The organism is Cupriavidus sp. C1SS-2L, from assembly GCF_057073735.1.
The window spans coordinates 333408-354697 of sequence record NZ_CP172710.1; the positions used below are offsets into that span (position 1 = coordinate 333408).

At 58.5% G+C, this 21290-nt stretch carries 21 protein-coding genes and 2 pseudogenes; 11 read left to right on the top strand and 12 right to left on the bottom strand.

Going from position 1 to position 21290, the window contains the following annotated elements; genetic code table 11:
* The first annotated feature begins 395 nt into the window (after window positions 1-395).
* On the top strand, window positions 396-1460 hold the full coding sequence (locus ACIGJG_RS32250; RefSeq protein ID WP_483674122.1) for a CBASS cGAMP-activated phospholipase: 1065 nt from the start codon (window positions 396-398) through the stop codon (window positions 1458-1460).
* A 40-nt stretch (window positions 1461-1500) separates the two neighbouring features.
* On the opposite strand, the gene ACIGJG_RS32255 is transcribed toward ACIGJG_RS32250, so the two are convergent.
* Window positions 1501-1749, bottom strand: a complete 249-nt coding sequence (locus ACIGJG_RS32255) for a hypothetical protein (protein WP_483674123.1) — start codon at window positions 1747-1749, stop codon at window positions 1501-1503.
* A 227-nt stretch (window positions 1750-1976) separates the two neighbouring features.
* A complete protein-coding gene (locus ACIGJG_RS32260) occupies window positions 1977-2300 on the bottom strand; it encodes a hypothetical protein (protein WP_166487191.1) in 324 nt (107 codons plus the stop codon).
* Window positions 2301-2915: 615 nt separating this feature from the next.
* On the opposite strand from ACIGJG_RS32260, the pseudogene ACIGJG_RS32265 reads away from it, so the two are divergent.
* Together ACIGJG_RS32265 and ACIGJG_RS32270 are read left to right on the top strand one after the other, a co-directional pair.
* Window positions 2916-4311 (top strand): annotated as a pseudogene (locus tag ACIGJG_RS32265) (hypothetical protein).
* A 484-nt stretch (window positions 4312-4795) separates the two neighbouring features.
* A pseudogene (locus ACIGJG_RS32270) lies at window positions 4796-5010 on the top strand (transposase); the annotation flags it as partial.
* Window positions 5011-5131: 121 nt separating this feature from the next.
* Here ACIGJG_RS32270 and ACIGJG_RS32275 read toward each other — a convergent pair.
* On the bottom strand, window positions 5132-5839 hold the full coding sequence (locus tag ACIGJG_RS32275; RefSeq protein ID WP_483674124.1) for a DUF6988 family protein: 708 nt from the start codon (window positions 5837-5839) through the stop codon (window positions 5132-5134).
* Window positions 5840-6330: 491 nt separating this feature from the next.
* On the opposite strand from ACIGJG_RS32275, the gene ACIGJG_RS32280 reads away from it, so the two are divergent.
* Both ACIGJG_RS32280 and ACIGJG_RS32285 read left to right on the top strand, forming a co-directional pair.
* Window positions 6331-6702, top strand: coding sequence for a hypothetical protein (locus ACIGJG_RS32280; RefSeq protein WP_483674125.1), 372 nt, complete (start codon window positions 6331-6333; stop codon window positions 6700-6702).
* 340 nt (window positions 6703-7042) lie between these two features.
* Window positions 7043-7246, top strand: a complete 204-nt coding sequence (locus ACIGJG_RS32285; protein ID WP_011295788.1) for a cold-shock protein — start codon at window positions 7043-7045, stop codon at window positions 7244-7246.
* Window positions 7247-7352: 106 nt separating this feature from the next.
* Here ACIGJG_RS32285 and rpoD read toward each other — a convergent pair whose 3' ends face one another.
* A complete protein-coding gene (gene rpoD, locus ACIGJG_RS32290) occupies window positions 7353-9227 on the bottom strand; it encodes an RNA polymerase sigma factor RpoD (RefSeq protein WP_483674372.1) in 1875 nt (624 codons plus the stop codon).
* Between the two features lie 850 nt (window positions 9228-10077).
* Between rpoD and ACIGJG_RS32295 the strand changes: the two genes are divergently transcribed.
* The gene (locus tag ACIGJG_RS32295) at window positions 10078-11052 is read left to right on the top strand and encodes an IS5 family transposase (protein ID WP_483672899.1); all 975 of its coding nucleotides are present in this window, start codon (window positions 10078-10080) and stop codon (window positions 11050-11052) included.
* A gap of 147 nt (window positions 11053-11199) precedes the next feature.
* On the opposite strand, the gene ACIGJG_RS32300 is transcribed toward ACIGJG_RS32295, so the two are convergent.
* Both ACIGJG_RS32300 and ACIGJG_RS32305 read right to left on the bottom strand, forming a co-directional pair.
* Window positions 11200-11505, bottom strand: a complete 306-nt coding sequence (locus ACIGJG_RS32300) for a hypothetical protein (protein ID WP_483674126.1) — start codon at window positions 11503-11505, stop codon at window positions 11200-11202.
* Between the two features lie 282 nt (window positions 11506-11787).
* Window positions 11788-11988, bottom strand: coding sequence for a hypothetical protein (locus ACIGJG_RS32305; protein WP_084792025.1), 201 nt, complete (start codon window positions 11986-11988; stop codon window positions 11788-11790).
* Between the two features lie 422 nt (window positions 11989-12410).
* On the opposite strand from ACIGJG_RS32305, the gene ACIGJG_RS32310 reads away from it, so the two are divergent.
* Complete coding sequence (locus ACIGJG_RS32310) at window positions 12411-12959, top strand: hypothetical protein (protein WP_483674127.1); 549 nt, start codon at window positions 12411-12413, stop codon at window positions 12957-12959.
* 723 nt (window positions 12960-13682) lie between these two features.
* On the opposite strand, the gene ACIGJG_RS32315 is transcribed toward ACIGJG_RS32310, so the two are convergent.
* Window positions 13683-14075, bottom strand: a complete 393-nt coding sequence (locus tag ACIGJG_RS32315; protein WP_235679955.1) for a GNAT family N-acetyltransferase — start codon at window positions 14073-14075, stop codon at window positions 13683-13685.
* A gap of 101 nt (window positions 14076-14176) precedes the next feature.
* Window positions 14177-14488, bottom strand: coding sequence for a hypothetical protein (locus tag ACIGJG_RS32320; RefSeq protein WP_011295785.1), 312 nt, complete (start codon window positions 14486-14488; stop codon window positions 14177-14179).
* A gap of 370 nt (window positions 14489-14858) precedes the next feature.
* Between ACIGJG_RS32320 and ACIGJG_RS32325 the strand changes: the two genes are divergently transcribed.
* Window positions 14859-15302, top strand: a complete 444-nt coding sequence (locus ACIGJG_RS32325; protein ID WP_483674128.1) for a hypothetical protein — start codon at window positions 14859-14861, stop codon at window positions 15300-15302.
* Window positions 15303-15679: 377 nt separating this feature from the next.
* Here ACIGJG_RS32325 and ACIGJG_RS32330 read toward each other — a convergent pair whose 3' ends face one another.
* Entirely contained in the window at window positions 15680-15952 is a 273-nt protein-coding gene (locus ACIGJG_RS32330) for a DUF2188 domain-containing protein (RefSeq protein WP_483674129.1), read from the bottom strand.
* Window positions 15953-16323: 371 nt separating this feature from the next.
* On the opposite strand from ACIGJG_RS32330, the gene ACIGJG_RS32335 reads away from it, so the two are divergent.
* Complete coding sequence (locus ACIGJG_RS32335; protein WP_483674130.1) at window positions 16324-16713, top strand: fumarate hydratase; 390 nt, start codon at window positions 16324-16326, stop codon at window positions 16711-16713.
* A gap of 261 nt (window positions 16714-16974) precedes the next feature.
* On the opposite strand, the gene ACIGJG_RS32340 is transcribed toward ACIGJG_RS32335, so the two are convergent.
* From ACIGJG_RS32340 to ACIGJG_RS32350, 3 genes are all read right to left on the bottom strand, one after another.
* On the bottom strand, window positions 16975-17988 hold the full coding sequence (locus ACIGJG_RS32340) for a TonB-dependent receptor (protein WP_483674131.1): 1014 nt from the start codon (window positions 17986-17988) through the stop codon (window positions 16975-16977).
* Between the two features lie 691 nt (window positions 17989-18679).
* Window positions 18680-19054, bottom strand: a complete 375-nt coding sequence (locus ACIGJG_RS32345; RefSeq protein WP_483674132.1) for an NUDIX hydrolase — start codon at window positions 19052-19054, stop codon at window positions 18680-18682.
* Between the two features lie 417 nt (window positions 19055-19471).
* On the bottom strand, window positions 19472-19846 hold the full coding sequence (locus tag ACIGJG_RS32350; RefSeq protein WP_140952624.1) for a PHA-granule associated protein 4: 375 nt from the start codon (window positions 19844-19846) through the stop codon (window positions 19472-19474).
* A gap of 694 nt (window positions 19847-20540) precedes the next feature.
* Between ACIGJG_RS32350 and ACIGJG_RS32355 the strand changes: the two genes are divergently transcribed.
* Together ACIGJG_RS32355 and ACIGJG_RS32360 are read left to right on the top strand one after the other, a co-directional pair.
* Window positions 20541-20852, top strand: a complete 312-nt coding sequence (locus ACIGJG_RS32355; protein WP_011295779.1) for an H-NS histone family protein — start codon at window positions 20541-20543, stop codon at window positions 20850-20852.
* Between the two features lie 71 nt (window positions 20853-20923).
* On the top strand, window positions 20924-21238 hold the full coding sequence (locus tag ACIGJG_RS32360) for a hypothetical protein (RefSeq protein ID WP_483674133.1): 315 nt from the start codon (window positions 20924-20926) through the stop codon (window positions 21236-21238).
* Window positions 21239-21290 lie beyond the last annotated feature (52 nt).

Here is a 21290-nt window from a genome sequence, read left to right on the forward strand (position 1 = left end):
CATGCAGGCGGAAGTCGCCACGGCGAACATGCCCGGCCTGGCGAGGCACGACGGAAGCGATACCCGCCGCTTTGCCGCGCGGTTAAAAGCGAGCCGTTGGTTCCAGTGGAAAGCAACCACCACTTGGTGCGATAGCAATATGGTGAAAATCAGAATTAAATTATTTCTAATTACCTGTACTGACAGGGAACGATGATCCGTCGATCCCGGCGGCTGGACACTTGCTGTAAAAAATTCGGTCGTCGTCTAGTATGGATGCGCATGGCATCTCGGGCGCCCTGTCCACGAGACCTCAAAACTGATGCTCGGTTCGAGAAGCCGGCTGAGATAGTTACTGAGACCCCGCTTTCTCACCGTGAAAAATCGGTGGACTCATACGTCTGCAGGGGGAGTTCTTGGACCAGACATCTTCCAGATTCCAGATCCTGGCGCTCTCGGGCGGCGGCTTCCGGGGCCTGTACACGGCCAAGGTGCTGGCCGATATAGAGGATGAAATCGGTGCACCGATCGCGAGCCGATTTGACCTGATCGCCGGAACCTCGATTGGCGGGATCATTGCGCTGGCATTGGCGCTTGAAGTGCCGGCGCGCCGCATTGTCGCCTTGCTGACAGAATATGGGGAGAAGATCTTCATGCGGCGCTGGTCGCTTGCTGGTATCTGGCGGGCCCCTTTCTCTTCGCGTCGTCTGGCGGAATTGCTTTCTGATAGCCACATGTTCGGAGAACGGCTGTTGGGAGCGTGCGCGCACCGGGTAGTTGTTCCTGCAATCAATTATTCCACCGGGCGCCCTCAAATCTTCAAGACGCCGCACCACATCAATTTCAAGCGGGATCACAAGTTCCGGATTGTGGATATCGCGATGGCCACCAGCGCCGCGCCGGCTTATTTTGCACGCTATACGTTCAATAATAATCAGTTTGTCGACGGCGGCCTTTACGCCAATGCCCCAGGGTTGCTGGCCGTGCACGAGGCGCAGTATTCCCTGCTTCGATCACCCTTGGATATTCACGTCATGGCGATTGGCACTATGTCATCAAAATTCACTGTGAACCCGCGGCGCAATCGCGCGGGAGGAACCTACGATTGGGGTGGCATTAATCCATCCAACATGCCGAAACGGCTGTTCGGCCTGTCGATCTCGGTGCAGGAAGCGCTGAGTGATTTCATGCTTTCCCACCTGCTGCCGGGGCGCTATGTGTTGATCGACGATGATCTCACCGACCAGCGGGCGCGCGCCGTAGGAATGGAAAAGGCAGACCAGGCAGCAAGAGAGGTCCTGCTGGGCGCGGCCTCCGAGCGATCGAAGATCTGCATCGGAAGCCGGGACGTGCAGCCTTTCCTGAGACATCTCGCCCCATACCCAACGTTCTTCTATGGGGAGAACGAGAATGCAAGTGCGCCGTCGCGTCGTGGTGCTGGGTTCACTTCACGCGTTCACGTGGTTCCACCTATGCGATAGCGAACTCCATGCGCATGATGACTATAGGTCTGCGCTGGCTCTAATTGGGGTAGAGATCACGGATGGGTGGCGGATACTCGAACACCAACACCGGCTCCAATTTCCGGAGGGCGCCAATCCTGAACACTTCGATAAGGACACGTTGCCCGTTTTGGTCCACGCCGCTGACGTGATAAAACGAATGCCCCTTCCACTCAATCAAACTGACCTCGAGCGGGGATTCGATACCGAACCGGCGCGCCAAGTACTGCAAGCGCGAATCGAATGCCAGATTATCCAAGTAGCCCATATCACTCGGTAAAGATCCAAATTGCTTCGCCCCCCATGGTCATGAGAGACCACCATCCACCCCATACAATTGGATCGGTCAACCGTGGCTATTGCCATTCTCTATCGATTCGATGCGCCAACTTTAAATCGAATGGTTGAAAACTGGAATTAGCTGAGTAACGTACGGTGCTGCTGTACCCAACATGGCTAACGGTACGGTACGCGCGCCGTTTCATGTGACTGTCATCATTTTGGTAGGGCAAGCATGTACTCCACACTGACATCCTTGATTTCAGTGATGGCATGCAGTTCTGCCAAACGGTCCCAAATACGCTCCGCATCAGCATCGAAGCATGGCCAACCCGAGAGCAAGTATCGCCGGCCGCTCGAGGTTGTGCCGACCCCGGTGGTGGCGTCAAAAGTTCGTATGGCCGTGCTTACACGGCCGGCCCGCGTTTCAACACAGAATCCGACAAAATAGCGTTCACCGCCCGCTGTCTCGCGGACACGCCAACGTTCGAGCGTGACCTGTGCTTGGGCAGCGACAGAGACGATGGATTTTATCGACACGATAGTTCAGTCTTCGATGCCAATCGCAAGTATCGCGCATTCTGCGCTGTTCCGCAGAGTGTCGTGAACCAGCGCCAATGACGGTTCCTATGGATTTCGGTATCCAGTTGTCGCATCCAGCATAGGCATGGAACCCATGCACCGCATGCCAAGCCCGCAGGTGAGGCCTCTGTCGACGCATAGAAATCTTAGCGGCTGACTGCATGCTGTTCAACATGACTCCAAACCTCATGTCTGCGGCATGAATGACATGCATTGGGGCCGAGCGGATGCTGAGGCAACCGAGTTAGGCAATTGCCAACATATTCGCGCGCACAATCGGCATACAGGCGACCGGTCACGCGCTCGCACGAACCCGGTGCATCGGTTGCAAACTTTGCGTGGCACCATATGAAATCCTTTCAGACGACATTGCCGGGATACGCCAACGTCGCCTATGCTTTCAATGCGGCAGTTACAAATTGCACGCGGTATAACAAAAAGAAGAACGGGAAAGTTCCTCAAGCGGAGTGCCGTGCATCGACGGTTCCCGCAATGGGAATTGGTGCGGTCATGGGGTGAGACTATCGTACACGGCGGTTGCCGTGGGTTTGATAATCCGGCGACTATCTATCCATGGCAGATGCTTTCCTGTTCAGCAGACCTTTCACGTTTCTCGCCTGCCCGGGCATGTCGGAAGTTAGGGCGGGCGTCGATGCGCTGGAAACCCTCCCAGGCCATTGGTTCTGGCTCGAGAACGAGGACCTGATCCGCCGGGCTTACGTTCCTGATTTCCTCGCACAAAGCCGCACCGCGCTTGAGGCGCGGATGCCAGGCGGTGCAGCGCTGATCGATGCATTGGCGGACGAGATCCGCCGCAGTGTCTATCTGCTCCCCGACCTTCAACGCCTGGATACCGAAACAGCCGCCGCGGCGCATTCGTACTGCTATTGGCGCTATGCGGCAGATGTGGTCGGGCGGTCCGAGGGTATTCCACGCAGTGCGATAGAACGGCAATTTGACCGCGCTGTCGCGCCTCGTGATGGTGCACACAAGTTGCAATGGATGTGCCCGTGCTGCGACGGACAGGCACACTATCAGGTCGATGGCTTGCTCGCCACGCAGCGACCGGCGCGACAGGGCGGGTTTTCTATCGAATGTCGCCATTGCGGTCATCAGGAACGGCTGTACGCAGGGTTCCTACATGCTGGCCGGCTTGAATGCGGCTGCACCGTTTGCAGAAGTGTTGTTCAGACGCTCGCGGTACAGTTGGCCAGGCCCGCACGAAAGCTGTCAGAAAACCTCGCGGCCTATGCGTGGCGGCATGCCGTGGAGACCGTCGCGGAAATCCACGAACTCAAGGAAGCCTCCACGCAGAGGCTCGCGCGTGGTGATATTCCGTCAGAGAATGCATTGGCTTTTGCACTGATTGTCCAGTCGAACGCGAATCTCTCGTTGCCTGAGCTTCTGGCCCAGGGTCGATCCGACACTTGAAGGTAGGGTCGCTAAGAATCCGAGAGTCTGGTCTCTCTTGTGCGAGTTGCTGCAGGAAGGCGCGCTGGACTGCGAATGCTTGATCTACGACCAAGAGGGATGCCAGCGCGCGGCGCTTGATATCTCTGTGCTGGACGACGACCGGGAAGGCGGCGCCGCCATCGCGCAGGATGATCTCGCGTGCGTCCTAGAGGGTTACCAGCCATCGGATCGCGACAGCTTCATCAACTGGCTGAAAGCGCTGAAGCGCTTGCGGCTTTGCATGGCACGATCCAGCGCAGCCGTGGACATCAGCTGGAAATCAAATCTCACCCATTGTCATATCCTCTCTGGCCGACGCCCTTTGGTGCAGGAGGTGCCCCACGTATATACCAGCGGCTCACAGCTGGTGATCGCACAGCGCGCTCACCGACCGGAACGGCCGGTGTACCTGGATGCCGAACTGGAGGCCGTGAAGTTGCTGAAATCCCTCGGCTATGTTGTTCTCAGCCAGGAAGATATCCGCTGGCAGCAAGACCAACTGGAAGATCTTCTCTGATCGTAAGGCGAGGTCAAGTTGCCTGTCGACGAGTGAATAGATTCATGCCCTCTACTGAAGCAGCGGACTGTATTCTATGCGGAGCCCCAACCTCACGCCGCTGGCGTGACTGGCAGGATCGCGGCAGCTATCGCTATCGCTGCGCCACTTGTGGAGGACGCTACGTCATTACAGCCGATGCCTTGGACCAACTTAGACGAGGCATGCCCAACACGGCTGAATTGTTGGCGACGGTCCGATCGCAGATTCAAGCGGGCACACTGCCACGCGTCGTGACTAAAGGCGGACGGCAATGGGTAGAGCCAGCAGGCCGCCAATAAGCGCCAGTCATTTCCGCAAGGCGTCGCGCAATGACTCCAGGGGCATGATCGTGTCTCCGGACATCCGGGTAAATCCACCGTTCATTACTCCCACGTGAGCGTCGTCTCCGTTAGCAGGTGCGCCGCCATCATCAAGCTTTACTTGTTAGCAATACCGACCGGTCGGGCTATCGAGATTGGACGAACAGATCGCCGACATCGAGCGGCGAATGCGCGACTGGATCAAGGAGGACAAGGCTGTGAAGGCGATCAGGGAGATTCCTGGAGCCTGACTTGCTGAAGGCTACGGCAGCGGTCGCGATGATGGGCGATGCCAAGACATTCCGGTCCGGTCGTGAGTTTGCCGCGTGGGGCGGCCGTTGTGCCGAAGCAGACCGGAAGACCCCTCAAGCAAAAGCTGGTACCGGGGTGACGAAGATTTCAACTCAATCAACGGCTTGCCGAGGGGTGTGGTCGATCTTTATCGACCCCGGGGAGACGCTCAAGAACAAGTGCACTAGTTACGCCGTGTCCATCATGCCTGGCAGACAATCCCGAAAGTCCTGATGGAGGCCGCTCACCAGAACCATGTTCGCCACCGCATCCGTCGAGATCAGCGCCGCCATCTGAGCCGCATAGCAAACCAGGCCGTTTGCACATCGAACCACGTTGTCGACCAGAGTCATGGGGTATCCGGTACCGGATCTGGACATCGGATGCATGCCCCCGTGCGTGAGGCTGCTCAAGGCGCGCAAGGATTGCGCGCGGTACTCATCGAGATGCCCCACGATACCTTTGACGCGCGGATCCTCAAGCTTGAGGAGCTCGTCGAACATGAGTTTCACGCCGGGCGCCATGTCTGCCGCACGTGATGACTCTTCCGAAGGCGGCTCATGGTACTGCCGTACCCATTTCTCGTCAGCCGCCTCCAGCAACCAAACGCCGCGAATGAGCGTCTCGAACTGCGGCCGGAACAACGCCATTGCAGCGTTTGGCATTCCGATCGTGAGCAATGCAATGGCACCCGCGGCGTGCTCCACCGACATTAGTGAGCACTGGTACGCGGAAATCACCCTCGGATGGTCAGTAGGAGCAGATCCGCTCATGCAGGAAACCGCTGCGGCGTGGAGTTCCGCCGAACGCTTAAGGATTTCAACGGGCATAGCTATGTGCGCTCTCTTTCCTGCCTGGCTAGGTGATTCGAAGTCTTGCCGGTCAGGATACATCATGACGCATGAGGCTCTCCTTCAAGGCGACGACGGCGCTGATCGCTTCGACGAGGATAACTAGGCGCCGGCTGATGAATGGCTTGTGCAAGGGGACTCCTTCGTTGCGAAAAATGGTCAGGCGTTTCCAATGCTTTGTACCTATGGCCTTTACTGGAGCGCTGGTTGGTGGGCGAGCCGACGGCTGATATAGCGGCTGTCGATCACGACAACGGTCTTATCGACCGGCGCAAGTTGGCCGAATAGGTGCCTCCAGGCCTGTCTTTCAGCACACCATTTCTTACAGTTGATGCCTGACTCCGCGGGTATCCTTGCCGTCATTTCCCTCTAAGAGAAAGAGTCCGTGAGACGCCTTGCCATCCTGTCCATAGCCGCCGCCGTACTGAGCGGCTGTGCCGTTGTTCCATACGATGACGGGTATTACGGCAGCTATTCTGCCCCCAACTACGGCGGATACCCCGCTCCCGGCTACGGGGCGTACTTCGACTGGAGCAGTGGAGGGTACTACCGCGGTCGCCGAGACTGGGACCGAGGGGAACGCCGTGAGTGGGATCGGGGCGACCGCCGAGGTTGGGATCGCGGCTGGAGCCAGGGTGAGCGGCGAGGCTGGAGTGCTGGCGGTGAGCGAGGGGGGAACCGTGGCCGGAACAACGGCAACCAAGGTGAGAACCGAGGCTGGAGTCGTGGCCGGGAGCGGGTCCAGGATCAACAGGAGAATCACGGCGGGAGCCGTGGCGAGAATCGTGGCAGAGGTCGTGGCGGCGATCGAGATGGTGGTTAAGTGGTCCAGGCCTAGTTGGAGACCGGGCCAAGCGTACGAAGCTGCTGTATGCGAAAGCGAGGCGATCGAGTCGACGATATCCTGACGGGCTTGTGCCCACGTTTTCGTAGCGCGTTCGGGAGATTCGTTCGACCTTCAGTGTCTTGAAGAAGAATCAGCGCATGGTCCTCGGCATTGGCGTGCCGGCTAATCGAGATTTGCATGCCGAGTGTGGTGGCCAATGCTCGATAGGTCCGGCGGGCGTACTGGGTGCCGAGGTCGGACCAATGCCCATTCTGCTGGTGCAACGTCACGGCACAGCCCACTGGAGCCGCTTAAGAAAACCGCATTGTCGGCAATGGCGCAGCTGTGATACAAGATAGCCGCACGTCCGCCGGCGCAAGCCGGCGACATCCCCTACATCTAGTCCTTGGAACATTCAGAGCATGGCAACAGGTACCGTCAAGTGGTTTAACGATACGAAGGGTTTTGGGTTCATCACGCCGGACGACGGCGGTGATGACCTGTTTGCGCACTTCTCCGAGGTTCAGGGAAGCGGCTTCAAATCGCTTCAGGAAGGCCAGAAGGTGAGTTTTGAAGTCAAGCAGGGCCCCAAGGGGAAGCAGGCAGCGAGCATCAAACCACTGTAAGTTTTCTGCGCGGCGAACGCGTCCTGCAAGGGTGGCGATCAGGCCGATGCGTGATCGCCGCAGCTGTGGAGCAGGGCGTCGAAAGGGGGCTCGTGCCCGCCTTTGCTCAACGCTCGAGAAAAGGCCTCAACTTGTCAGCGCGACTGGGATGTAGCAGTTTTTGCATCGCCTGGCTCTCAATCTGACGGATCCGCTCGCGGGTCACATCGAACTGCTTGCTAACCTCTTCAAGCGTGCGGTCAGAGGTCGTATCGAGCCCGAATCGCATCCGCAGGACCTTGGCCTCGCGCGGCGATAAACCGTCGAGTGCCTCATCGATCGCGGCGCGCATGTCCGCGTGAATCGCAGCCTCAGCCGGTGAACTTGCAGAGACATCCTCAATCATGTCGCCGAGTGTCGCGTCGGCGTCGTCGCCCACCGGGGTCTCGAGCGAGACAGGTTGCCTCGCGCTCCTGAGGATACTGCGCACTTTTTCCTCGGACATCTCCATGCGCTCGGCGAGAACGGCGGGATGCGCCTCCCGTCCCGTCTGTTGCCGAAAATCGCGCGAAATCCGGTTCAGCTTGTTGATCATCTCGACCATATGAACCGGCACACGAATGGTTCGTGCCTGATCGGCAAGTGCACGCGTGACAGCCTGCCGGACCCACCACGTGGCGTACGTCGAAAACTTCCAGCCGCGCCGGTATTCGAACTTGTCCACCGCCTTCATCAGACCAATATTGCCTTCCTGGATAAGATCCAGGAAATGCATGCCACGGTTCACGTATTTCTTGGCAATTGAAATGACAAGACGAAGATTCGCTTCAATCAGTTCTCGCTTGGCCTGCCGCATTTTTAATTCCGCGGCACTCATCTGGCGGTTGATCTGCTTGAATTGCTGGAGCGGCAGCGTGACCTTGGCCTCAATATCGATGAGTTTCTGCTGGCCCGCCTGAATGGCCGGCAGATGCCGCTTGAGCGCCGCGCCAAACTGCCGCGAGGTCGCCGCCATTTTGCTGGTCCATTTAAGGTCGGTCTCGTTGCCCGGGAATGACTCTACAAACACCTTGCGTGGCATGCCGCAACGGTCGACAGCGATCTCGAGGATGCTGCGCTCAATCGCACGAACCTCGGTAAGCTGTTCGTGCACACTGGCGCACAGGCGGTCGATCGTCTTGGCCGTAAAGCGGATCGGCGCCAGTTCGGACTGGATCTTTGAGCGCAGTTGCTCAACGGCTGCTGAACGGGCTTTCCCGGTAACAGGTGCGTCCGGCAACTGCTCGAACAGTGCCCGCACGCGCGCGAATATCGCAAGACTGTCGAGCGTGAGTTGTTCGAGGCGCGCTGCGTTCGCCTTCTCCGAATCCCCGGCGTCCGGTTCAACGTCATCACCGACCGGGTCGTCGTCGGAGGCGTCTGCCTCCACGTGAACGTCATCGGACGCTAGCGCAATTTCGCTGTCGTTCACGTCGTCGCTGATACCATAGACCAGTTCGTCGATACGCAGTTCGCCGGCAACGATGCGGTCCACATCGGCAAGCATCGTGGACACGACTGACGGACACGCGGCGATCGCCTGAATCATGCCCTGCAGGCCGCCTTCGATGCGTTTTGCAATCTCGATTTCGCCAGCGCGAGTCAACAGTTCACTCGCGCCCATCTCGCGCATGTACAGCCGGACCGGATCAGTCGTGCGGCCGAATTCGGAATCGACGGTCGACAGTGCAGCTTCCGCTTCCTCGTCCGCCTGATCGTCGGATGCCCCGGCAGGCGCGGTGTCGCTTAACAGGAGCGTGTCCGCGTCCGGCGCCTGCTCGTATACGGTCACCCCCATGTCGCTGAACGTGCTGACGATGGTTTCCATCGCTGCAGTTTGCGTAAAGTTATCGGGCAGGTGATCGTTGATGTCCGCGTGGGTGAGATAGCCGCGCTCTCGGCCAAGCGCGATCAGCGCGCGCATCTGGCGTTGACGCTCCTCGTCCTGGCGCGCCGTGGCCATGGTGTCCAGCGGTGTTGCGACCGCCTGGATCTTTCCTTTTGGAGAGCGGCGGCCGGTCTTTGATGTGACCGCGATCGTGCGGGGTGCTGAATCGTCGCGAACTGGATTAGCCAATACACTCTCCTCGACAGGTTGGCCGACGATCGTCGCAGAGATGACGGCGGACAAGCCTGTCGAGGTGCGAACGGAATCGTGGAATGACGCACGGACAGTCGAGGCCGGAATGCCTCTTGCGGAATCCGGTGTGCGCAGAATTGGGGGATTCTGAATCATACCAGACGACATTGTGCAGCGCAACATGCCGGAGCTATGCCATCGATGCCAAGTGGCCTGCCACCGTCATGCCTGCCGCTCGAGCTAATTTCCTAAGAAAAATGAGGTTCACCGGACTCGCAATGGTGAACTGTTGCGCACAGCGGATCGAAATGCTCGCTTCAGCCCTCCGTGCACCGCTGCCGGAGTAGCGTGGGAAGAACTGCCTGGTTTCCGTAAGTGAGGAGGGTGTTCGAAGCCGGAAAAGAGGCGGCGGCACGGTTAGGACCGCGATGATGGTGCTGGATACCCCAGGTTGGCCAGCAGCCCCGCGCCTAGCGATCGCTCAGCGTCGACGTCTTGCCCCCAATGACAACCGTGGCCGGTCGCCGCACGCCAGCGACAGAGTTACCCTCGACAGCATGGCGGTCACACACAAATCGTACAAGCTTGCTGGAGCGGAAAGCTTATATCGGATCGTGGCGCCAGCCCGACACGGTTAAAAACTTCTGTGCAAACCTTAGGGCAATGCTGATCAAGTCCTCCGGTTCGTGAGAAGGCGCGTTATTTGAAGAATCACGAGCGCAAAGAGAAGAACATGAAGCAGATGACGTTGGCAGCGGGTGCAGACCAATGCGCAGGTTTCGAGCAACACCGCAAGCCAACGCGACGTGAGGAATTTCTGGCGACGATGGAGCAGATCGTGCCGTGGGCGGCATTGTGCGCCGCGATTGAGCCGTACTATCCGAAGGCTGGCAATGGCCGGCGGCCCATTGGTCTGGAGCGGATGCTGCGCATCCACTTTCTGCAGCACTGGTTCAACCTGGCAGATCTGGCTTGCGAGGAGGCCCTGTATGACAGCGCCAGCCTGCGCCGCTTCGTAGGAATTGACCTGGGTCGTGAGCCGGTGCCGGACGCCACCACGGTATTGAAGTTTCGGCGGCTGCTGGAGAAACATCAGCTTGCCGAACGGCTGTTCGCGGAGGTTGGCCGAAGCCTGCAAGCCAATGGCGTGAAGCTGAAGACCGGCACCATTGTCGATGCCACGATCATTGGTGCGCCCAGCTCGACGAAGAATGAAGAGAAGTCGCGCGACCCCGAGATGCATCAGACCCGCAAAGGCCAGCAGTGGTACTTTGGCATGAAGCTGCACATTGGCGTGGATAGTCAGAGCGGGTTGGCTCATTCCGCGGTGGTGACGCCGGCCAATGTTCACGACAAGCATGCGCTGCCCCAGCTACTGCATGGGCAGGAGCGGCGTGTCTACGGTGATAGCGCATACGCCAGTCAGCAGGAGCTGATCGCATCGAAGGCGCCGCACGCCAAGGACTTCACCAATCAGCGGACCCGCAGGAACGGGGAGATTGACGAAGTGCAACGCGGGAAGAACCGTAACAAATCGAAGATCCGGGCCCGGGTTGAACATGTCTTCGCCGTGGTTAAGCGCCTGTGGGGCTTCACGAAAGTCCGCTACCGTGGCCTGAAGAAGAACGCCGGCCGTGCCTTCACGGCGCTGGCGCTGGCCAATCTCTACTTGAGTCGAGGGCATCTGATGGGAGCAGTCCGCCCATAAAGGGCGAATGCGGGGCGGGCGCCCCGTCAACACACCCCAATTGGGGGCGCGTGAAGGCAAATTCGCATCGCCACAGCTATTTTTCCGGCCGAACGGGCTCCTGATCAACTTGCGTCACTCAATTTACCCAGCTTGTTCAGCGTAGCCTTAGGTCTGGGCATGCGGAAACGCGCCTTCCCATGGGTCGTCACTGTATAAGAGCTGATACTCTGCCGGGTAGAGATCGCGAATCGGCGGTGGATACTGGAATGCCAAAACGGCCTCGAGCTTACCATCGTCGCCAATCCTGAACACTTCGATGAGGACGCGACGGCCCCGCCGGTCGGTACCGCTCAGGTGATAGTAGTGCTCACCCTTCCAAGTGAATTCGCTGCCATCGAAAGGCGGCCGAACACCAAGCCAACGGGCATGGTGTGTCAGACGAACATCAATAACCTGTTCAAGATAGTCCATGTCGCCTGGTCGCAGCCTTAGCGGTCACCAAGGCGTCATGCTAACGCGAAGCAAGCCGATATGTCAGTCCATGATATGTTCTTACTCGTGTTTGACAACGAGCAGGACCGCGACAGACCCAAAATGGGCTGCGGAATGATTGGCGCTCGTGTAAACGACAGCACACGTCCGGCGTCACCGACTCCCAATCGAGGCAAGGTGTTCTGACTGAGTCGCGGCCCTCCACTTCACCGGCGGCGCTCGACAATCGAAAGTCTCGGGCAGCAGGGTAGACCCGTCCAGTTACCGAATGCCTCGCATCGCTTCGAACATGGAATACCCTTGACTCGTCAAGCGAGGATGGGCATTACCGCTACCATGGCCATGCTCCATCGTTACCAATTTGTGGACCAGCAATCCGTCCAGTTGGTCTGGTTCGAGGTCGTCAATGTCTTGCGCATCGCCAAGCAGTAGCAGCGCGGCGATTTCATGCGGACTGAGCATGTCAGGCTCCTTTGTCGGGCTCGGAAAAAGGAACTACGACTGCTGGCCCGTGGATGGAGTTCCACGGGGGTCGGTGGGAACGGCAGTGAGTGAACTCGGTGCGAGGATGCGCTGAGCGCGCACACCGAGCGTTCACCCTAAACTTTCTTGCCGCCGGAATCAAGCTCTATGTGTGCTGCGATGCAGCGCGGCGAACCTAGTGGTGGACGGTCACTGTGGACCAGGCCGGGTCTGGCGTCGAGTGAAAGGTCTAACCTAGGATCTGGACCAAGGCAGTGGTGCGGCCAGCTTTTCCGTGACCCCAGGGAAAACCCGTTGACTCGCAAAGTATGGGGCGACCTTATCCTGTGCGCGTTATGGGGTTGTCACACTCCTGTAAACCGGACCTCTTAGTTTGGCCGCGACCCGTGGGGAGGGGAGCGATGGAAGGAACGATTGGGCGGCTGGAGAAGACGGAAACCGGTCGGCAGGAGCTTACCGGGCGAAATGGGACACTGGACCGCCGCAGCCGCGCGCTGCTCATCATGGTGGATGGGCAGACCGACTCGCGGGACCTTCGCGCCCGCTGCGAACATCTTGGGCTTGGTCCCGATACGCTGCGCCAGTTGCTACAAGCGGGATTCATCAGACTGGTCGCCGCACCCATCCATGACTCAGCGACCCGGCAGTTGGAGACGCAACCTTCGGCCCTCCCGCCGAAACAGGAAGGACAGAAGCGCTCCCTTGCCGCAGCCCGAATGTATCTGATGGAGATGGCAGAGCGGACCGTCGGCCGAACTGGACACCCTATCAAGACGCGTCTGGTCGAGGCGATGGATTCGACGTCTATCGAACAAGCCTTCCAAGAGTTCCTCGACATTATGCGTGGGAAGGCCACCCCGGCCATCGTTGCTCATATCGAGGAACGATTCCGAGACGTTCTGCCCCTCAACAATGAAAGTTCGGGGTCTGGTTCGCCGGAGAGTGATTGAGTTCGTCGTGAGGTCGAGTTATATCTCACATCATTAGGCCACGCTGCCACCACCTGCCCATCTGGCCTCTTTGGGTCCGCTAACACCCGGGTAATTGAGCATTGGTTCGTGGTCCGCTCTCGAAAGCCCGCACGCACTTTTCTCGGATGGCCTAACTTGCGTTGGGCTTTTGCGATCTCAATAGATGAACACATCATGTCTGTGAGCGCAGTTGCACCTGTCGATGTACAGCCGTTCGTCACACTTGAGCGCTGGCGGATCCGCGAAACAAGGTCAGGTCAACGACATTTCGTCGGATACTGCCTTGAGAACAAAGAGGCTCGAGTGAGCAGCGTAATTCAATCCTTCGACTGTGACACGGGGGTCGGCGTAACCTCTAGCGGGCGACGGTATTTGCTGTCGGGCTCGCCGTGCTTCGATGGCGAGGCTAGGCGTGTTTGGGAGGAGTTAGCTGGACAGTATGGCATCGGCGAAACCAAAGATGTCAGCATGGAATATATGGCTCCGGGTAAGCTATGAGATCGGCTAGCTTTCCTCTCCGGCCGTGGCAAACTCGGAAGCCGACGAGCCTTCAACCGCCCGTGTGCGATAGTCGAGTCTCACCCCGTGACTGCAACGACGCCGATTGCCCGGGCCGCGGTCTGCTCAGTCCGGAAGGTTTCCGCTGGCAACAAAAAGGTCGACACGAGGGCCACCGCGGACGACTGAACCACGGTGCTCTCGCTAGAGATCAGCCTTCAGTAGTGGCGTGTCGCCGAAACTGGCACCATCGAATTCACGGGACGCTAGTAATCCGGGAGGGACGGCGACACGGTCGACAGGTGTGAATCCAAGGCGGGAGAAATAGCCGGCCGCCGTTTTGGTTCCGACAACTAATGTAGCGATGCCACGCAAGCGGACATCGGCGACCAGTGCGGACACCAGTAAGGCAGCTAGCCCGGCTCGTCTGGCCCGCTCCGCGACAGCGATCCCACGCAACAAGCCAACCGTGTCGCCGAACACTTCGATGCCGGCGCAGCCGAGGAGCCCAGTCTTGTCTCGGCTGACATGAAACTGGACCGCCTCGCTGTGTATGCCGCCAACGGGGATTGAACACAACTGAAGCAAAGCTTCCACATCACGTAGGTCTGCCTTGGTCGCTTGACGCGGCCTGATACCACTACTCGTAGATCCAACACCTGCGTGCCGATTGCTTTCAAAGCCCGTCACTTGTTCGGCTAGTCGTCGTCATGCCATCGCCGCCATTCCCGCCGACGCTCCCGCCACTCGTGCTCTCTCCACCGCTGCTCACGCCATTGGCGCTCCCTCCAAGCGCGAGCCCGCCAGTCGTCGTCATAGTAAGCCGGAGCCGCTACCACGGGCGCAGGCTGAACGACCACCGGAGCCGGCTCGTAATAGACGGGGGGCGGAGCCACTACCGCTGGCACGGGGATGCCGATACCAATGCCGACGTCCACCCGTGCCTCGGCCATGTTTGAGCCAAGAGCGGTAACGCCAACCAAAAGCAAGAGCGCTGAGGCCTTTCGCATGTTCTTCTCCTTTTTCTCTTGCAGAGACTCTAGGTCACCATGGTTCGGCTGTGTATTAGCCGACTTGCAAAGCGGTGACTTTCTGTAACGCGACGTCGAGATGCCAAGTACCCATCCGTCTGGACGGGAGCGCAGCAACGGGCGATAGGCCATCTTCAGCAGAAGCCAGGCCGGGGGAGATTTTTCCGTACGGACAAAACATCTACGCTAAGCGGACGCAAATTCTGCCAAGCTCGCTGCTTGCGCTTGCCTGTTTCAGAAGTTACCGAATGTCACGAGTTCTGAGTCAACTCGTTTCTGGGCAGTGTCGTTTTTGCCGGTAAGCACGGCGTAATGCCGCGCTTCCAAAAATTCCTCAGGAGTTCACGTCATGAAGAAGCTGTTCGCTGCTCTCGCCTCTGCAGCCCTAGTTGGTACGGTTTTCGCGCAGACTGGTGTCCCAGCTTCCGCAACTCATCCCCAAGCCGAGGCAAAGAAGGACCAGGTTAAGGGCATCAAGGAAGAGAGCGCCACGCAGGAAAAGGCCAACAAGAGCAGTGTGAGCGCACAGAGCGACGTAAAAAGCGTTCATGCGAGCGCCCACAAGGCGAAGGCCAACGTACAAGCTGGCGCCCATAAGTCCACCGCCACAGGCACGCCCCACCAGGCAAGCGACACAAAAGCCGCCCATAACGAGGCTGGTAGGGCAAAGGTTGGCGTAAAGAATAATGTCGACCAAGTGAAGGCCGGGGTGGAGGTCGGCAAGCCGGAAGCGCAGCCGACCACAACGAAGGCTGCTAACACCGCCGACGTAGACAAGACGAAGAAGCAGTAAGCCGCTCCCATCGAGCAGACCGGGGTACGTTGCTAAGGCTACGGGCCATTGCGACAAAGCTCGAATGTAGAAGCTTTACGGAGAGTGCAAGGCAGCCGGGAGGTTAGCCTGGCCTCTCCGCTCTTCTTTAAGATGAGGGACGCGCCGTGAGAACACTTCTCCTATTGTTGATTGCAGTCTCTACTCTTCTCGGCGGCTGCGTCGTGGTGCCGTACGATGGCGGGTACTATGGTTCATATGGGTACAGAGGTCACGGACACCACGAATACTATGGACGTCACGGAGGCTGGTAACTATGCCTCTGTGAGGTTGTGCGATGGAGTAGGTATCGGACGTAGTCCTACATGCGCAGACGCAATCGCCGCAACAAAGACATGTTAGCCAATGATGCCCCGCTGACCTCCGAAGTCGTTGCGCCTGTAGACCCCGCCATCTCGCCGGTGAATTATCAACTCCCACCGCTCTTGCTTGGCCCTCTCAGTACCGGCCGCAATCGCCTGCTCACGCGAAGGAAAAGACTGCGAGGCGCTGGGAGCACCCTCTATTTGAGTGGCCCATCGCAGACCTTCAAACCGAACGACATGGATTCTTGCTTTGCGCATGGGTGTCTCCCAACTGTGATGGAAGAAGTCTCCATGCGCGCGCTGCATTTCGGTATCGGTCGCCGTCCGACAAGCAATAGTCCTCGACCCTTTTCAGTGAGCGCCGGTATGCGGAAACATAATGCAAACGGCTGTACGTTCTCTGCTCAACGCCGCGCTCGAGAAAAGACATCCTGTCAGCGCAAGTGGGATGCGCCAGCTTGCTGCTTGCCATCACTCACCGCGATGTGCCAGCTTACCCCTCTGGGCCCAGGCCGCCACCTTGGCGAACAGCAAAGTCATCCACCGGTGGAGTTGCCCCAAGGGGCAGAGATAGCGTTGCCTCCGCCTTGTGACTCGGCATTTTCGCGACTTCGTGTTAAGCAGAACACCAATAGGGTTATACTCGGCGCTCCAACGAAAATAACGGATATATTGACATGGTCGCAGCAACCAAAACCAGCACGCAAACGAACGCGGTTACCAAAAGGAAGCCTGCAGCAAAGAAGCTGTCGGTACCGACAAAGAAGGCTAGCGTGCTCGCACGTGAAGCCCAGGCAGCGAAGAAGCGCTTGCTGAAATTGCGCGCCGACACGAAGAAGGCCATCGAAGCAGCAAAGCGTGAGGTCGCCCAAGCAGCGGAAGCCGCCAAGTCCGCGGCGCGCTATGAAAAGCAGGCTGCAAAGGACAAGCTCGCAGCCAAGAAGGCGAAGGTTGCAAGCGCCAAGAAGACTACAGGCAAGGCTGTCGCCCGAAAGGTCGCGTCGAAAAAGATTGCGGCCGGTACCAAGGCCTCCACGAACGCCGCACTGAAGAAGGCGGCAGTGTAAGGCGCGCGAAAGCAGCGGGTTGCGGAGAAGAAGGTAGTTTCGACTGTAGCGACGTCCGGCGCTTCGGCGTGATCGTTTCCTCGGCGAGTACGATTCCTCGACAACTCGTCTATTGAGGCAGAATGGGCGCACCTCGCGCCTTATCTGGATTCACTTGGACTGAGGCCCGTATCGGGCTCTCGTCATTTTTCCTACCATATCGCGCCTCTACGCTCATGTTTAGAGCAGCGGAGACTCAGGTTGAAGCCATGCTTCGGCAAGCTAAAACCGATACCCTAGTCCAAGCACCATCACATCGGTATCTCGGCTATTGGTCGTGACGGTGCGATGCCAGGAAAAGCGCGTAGTCCACGACGGACTGATGCGATAGCTTGCCGACATTGTGAACAGGCCGAGTGTACGCGTGACGCCGCCACCGTCGTCATGGTCTCGCGCGAAATAGGGACCAAAGCCGAGGCCCAGTGTCAGATGATCATTGAAGAATGGCCGCACCAGCCAGGCTTGTGCGGCCAGTCCCTGCCGGCGCACGACCCGCGCGTCCCCCTCGTTGAGATAGATCGCCGTGAGGTCTACGTACGGCAAGATGCCGCGCCGGTACTCGACCGCATAGGCTATGCCGCTGGGAGAGTCAAAGTTATTGACGATGGTGGTACCGCCGAAGACCGTGAACTCATTGTGGGTCGTCAGGCTGCTGTAGGACGGCGGCGGCACAACCGGGCCATCCCTGCTCCCCCGATCGAGCTGGTAGCCTAAGCCGATCAGGAACGTGTTTGTGTCGAGGCTACCGGCCTGCGCGCGGTTGTATCGCGCCTGCAGGATCCACGGACCACCATTGATATACCAGGTGCCTGCCGCGCTGATCAGGATGCCCCAACCGTGCTGGTCACTCGCGCCGCCTTCCGCTGTCTTCACGGTGGTATCGAAGTAACGGTACGGACCGACGCCAAGCGAGAAGGCAAAGCGTCGGTCCGCCGACAGCAACCGCCCCCACAACTGCGCGCTGTGGCCGTCGCGATGGTGGTTGGTGACATGCCCCTCGTTGAGATATGAGAAGGAAGCGTAGATGTTGTCGGTCAGGTTATGGGCATACTCATACGTGTAGCCATATGTCTTCTCTCCCAGCGACGGCGTTTGTTGCAACCCGCCAAGTACATAGAACTCCTGGGCGTGGGCCTCAAGTTGGGAGCCCATCAGCAACGCTGCGCAGAGCGCGGCGTTCAGCAAGTGACGCAGGCCGCCCCAATGGGCCGATCCCGAAACCAGGCGATGTTGCATACGTAGGGCTCCCGATTGCGCAGGCGAAGTGCTCATGATGCTGTGTTCACCGCAGCGCAGCAAGCCCCCACAGCGCTAACGCAACACCATTGACTCGATGCGTCGTCGCGCAATATCGAGCCAATGACCGCGATTGCCGACATGTCAGTCGTGTGGGGGCGTTACAAGACCCTCAAAATCACCCCGCAAATCGGCGATGACTCAAATTTTCTTCCACTCCGGCTTAAAGCTAGCCGCTGAATAGTGGCCGGGCCCGCGTTGCCGCTCTGAAGCGGAGGAGCATACTTTGAGCACGCCCTGTTGTGGGCGGCAGCGTGCGCCGCCATAAACAACGCTGGAACCATGCCAACATGGCATCCGTCGGCAGGTGAGCGTACCCGTTTCTGCGGCGACCTCATCGTGATCATGTGAAACGCGTGGTAATCAAGATCGCCGGGTGGCCCAGCGAAAACTCTCGCCGACCTGCAGCGCACCGAACTTCTGGATCGGACTCACGCATCTTCCGAAGGTCGAGAATGTGTCCGCCTGCACGCATGCGCCCGGCTTTAGTCAGGCACATTGCCCCGATCATGATGGTACGGGGCGACAAGCCCCCGGGGTAATCCCGACGCGTTCCCAGTGCTGGTTGCCCGGATGAACGCCTGTGATGGGGCGGCGGAAGCTGGGGTCAGTGGCCGGGGAAGAGCGCAGGCTAGGGCGCTCGTGCTTTCCAGAAGTCGGTGATGATCCGGCGCGTCGTGGCGCTGACGATCACCTCTGCCAGTTCCTCCGTCGAAAACCACTGGCAGCGCGTGATTTCCTTGCTCGGTTTAGCCAAGGCGGACTTCCCGATATTTGCGACGAAGACATGATGCACCGTCGTCGCCCCGACGACCTGAAAGAGAAAGCTAAGCCCTCTGGCTTGTAGCGCAGTCTCCTCCTGAAGCTCTCGCACCGCCGCGTCACCATAGGTTTCAGTCTTACCTGGCCGCCCGCCTGGCAACGCCCACCGGCTGCCATCCTTGGAAACCAGTAGCAAGCGGTCGCCTCGGAAGCAGACCACGGTGGCTCTTACCTTTCTCTGCATCAGTTGAGCGGGTCGGGGTGGAAACTTGGGTGATGACCATACGGGCAACGCGAAGCCCGTTGCGCGGCGAACAGCCCGCGCAATTTTAGACGTGTTACTGAACGACACCCTCGATGTCGCCATGCGTCAGAACTGGCTGATTTCGAGAGCGTGGTCGCTACGGCCATAGTAAGTCGTGCGTCCACGACGGACCATTAGTGGGATCAGCCGGACTTCACTTTGGGGTAGGAACCCGTGGAAGTGGCTCGATATGGTCAAGCATACCCCGCCTCTGAAACGTCCACATTTCTCTCACTAAAGTTGCTCGACCGCGCGGGTCTTGGCACATGCCAGTTTTCCATGTTGGCCAGCCAACAGAGACGGGCAAAACGCGGATGCGTGGTGCCACTTCGCTTTACCTGGCTGATCGGCGAGGCGCTACTCGCTCCATTCCGCGTCGACATCTCTCGCAAGATGTCCCGCGAGGATGTAGTCTCCGATTTGCGCTGCTTTTGCCTCTAGGCGCTCCAACTCACTGGCCGGCAGATCGCTCAGTGTAAATTGGCAGTAGAGATTGCGCTGACGGAACGTACCCTTCAGCCGACTCAGTCCAGCAGCAAGCGCCGCTGGCGATCTCACTGCGATGCTCTCATGGCCGCGATACTGTACGCGCACACCACGCTTGTCTCCCAGACGGCCAAGCTCAACCGCATCCTGCCAACCCGTCTCATAATCCAAGTCCACGACTGTGACTCCCACCGTTTCCAGGAGCCTCAGCGCCTGCTCTTTGTTGCCTGCTCGAGCGATCCCCATTTTCTCCTCCAACGCCACAGGCTTGTGCCGATTTACGCACTCCAGCTCGGGCTTCATGATGCATCGCAAAATTGTAATCGGGAATTCGTGTCCGCCGCGATTGGGGAAGCAGAAGGGCGGGGATAGGGAAGCAACCCGCGCAGGGTAAGGCAAGGCGAGTGGCTAGGGGCCGCGGAGTGGGACTGATCCCGCTGACGGTGATAGCAGTCGCCAAACCGTTCTTGGAAGGTACGTCGTCGGTTAGTTGTTACAGATTCAACTTTCCTAAAAACTAGGGCGCAGGTCGCCAACGTCCCCACCGATGACTCCTCTTGGCCGCAATAGTCATGACAATCCTGATCTTATTGCCGCGCGTCACACGCTGAAATCAAAAGCATGAAACGCCCTTGGCTATCAAAGGCAAGAGGGGGCTACCGGCTTATCGGGGCCTTTCGGGTCCCTAGCTCCTGCTTGGTTACGGCGGATTCATATTGTTCTACGGTGCTTGGTCCACCCATCTCACTGACTCCGCACATCCGCGCGGCGATACTTAGCTGATTTCGCACATTGTCTCTACGTTATGGGTGATGATTCGGCGTCTGTCACATTTGAACTGCTCATCTGCCGAAAAGGTGAAAATTGTTATGTTCCGAAGCAGAAATTGGCTCTAAACTACGTTCTATCTGCACCCCTCGATTGGAAAGGAAAACCGTCAATGGCGACTTACAAAGAACTGATGGCTCAAAAGGCAGCACTGGAGGCTCACCTCGAAGAGGTACGATCCAATGAAGTCGCATCGGTCATCGAGAAGATTCAGAATCTGATGGCGGAATACGGGCTGACTGTCGAAGACATTGCTAAGCGCCGTCGTGGCCGCCCTGCGGGAAGTGTCGCAGCCAAGGCTAAAGCGGCGCTGCCCCCGAAGTACCGCGACCCGAAGACCGGCAAGACCTGGTCCGGTCGCGGCCGCCAACCGTCCTGGCTGGGAAAAAACCTCAACCGATACCTGATTCAAGAAGAAGCGTAAGCCAAGCTTCGTCACGAAAGAGCAAGTTCCAACCCCTGCCTGCAGGGGTTTCTTATTTTTGAGCACGCGCCATGTCATTTGAAGCGATTCACGCGGACATCATGCTCGCCCGCCCATACCTGGTTCCTCGTGAACGTACCGAGCAAGGGATAAGGAACGGGTATTCGTATTGGCTGCGGCTACCGCCGAGCAAGGAGCTGAGAGTCATCCGTCTTTCACGAGAATCGGAGACCAGCTATGAACTCGTTCGTTCTGCCAGCGAGCGCAGAACACTGCAGAAAGTGCGTCAGCACTTCTCCGGCTCGCTGGTCGAGCTATTGGCGATTATTGACGAGGAGGTCGACATCATCCGGAAGGATGAGCGGTTGGTCTCAAAACTTAGTTGATCGGCAACGACGAGGCGTGCCCTATTTCCAAAAGCTCGCCATTGGGTGCTTT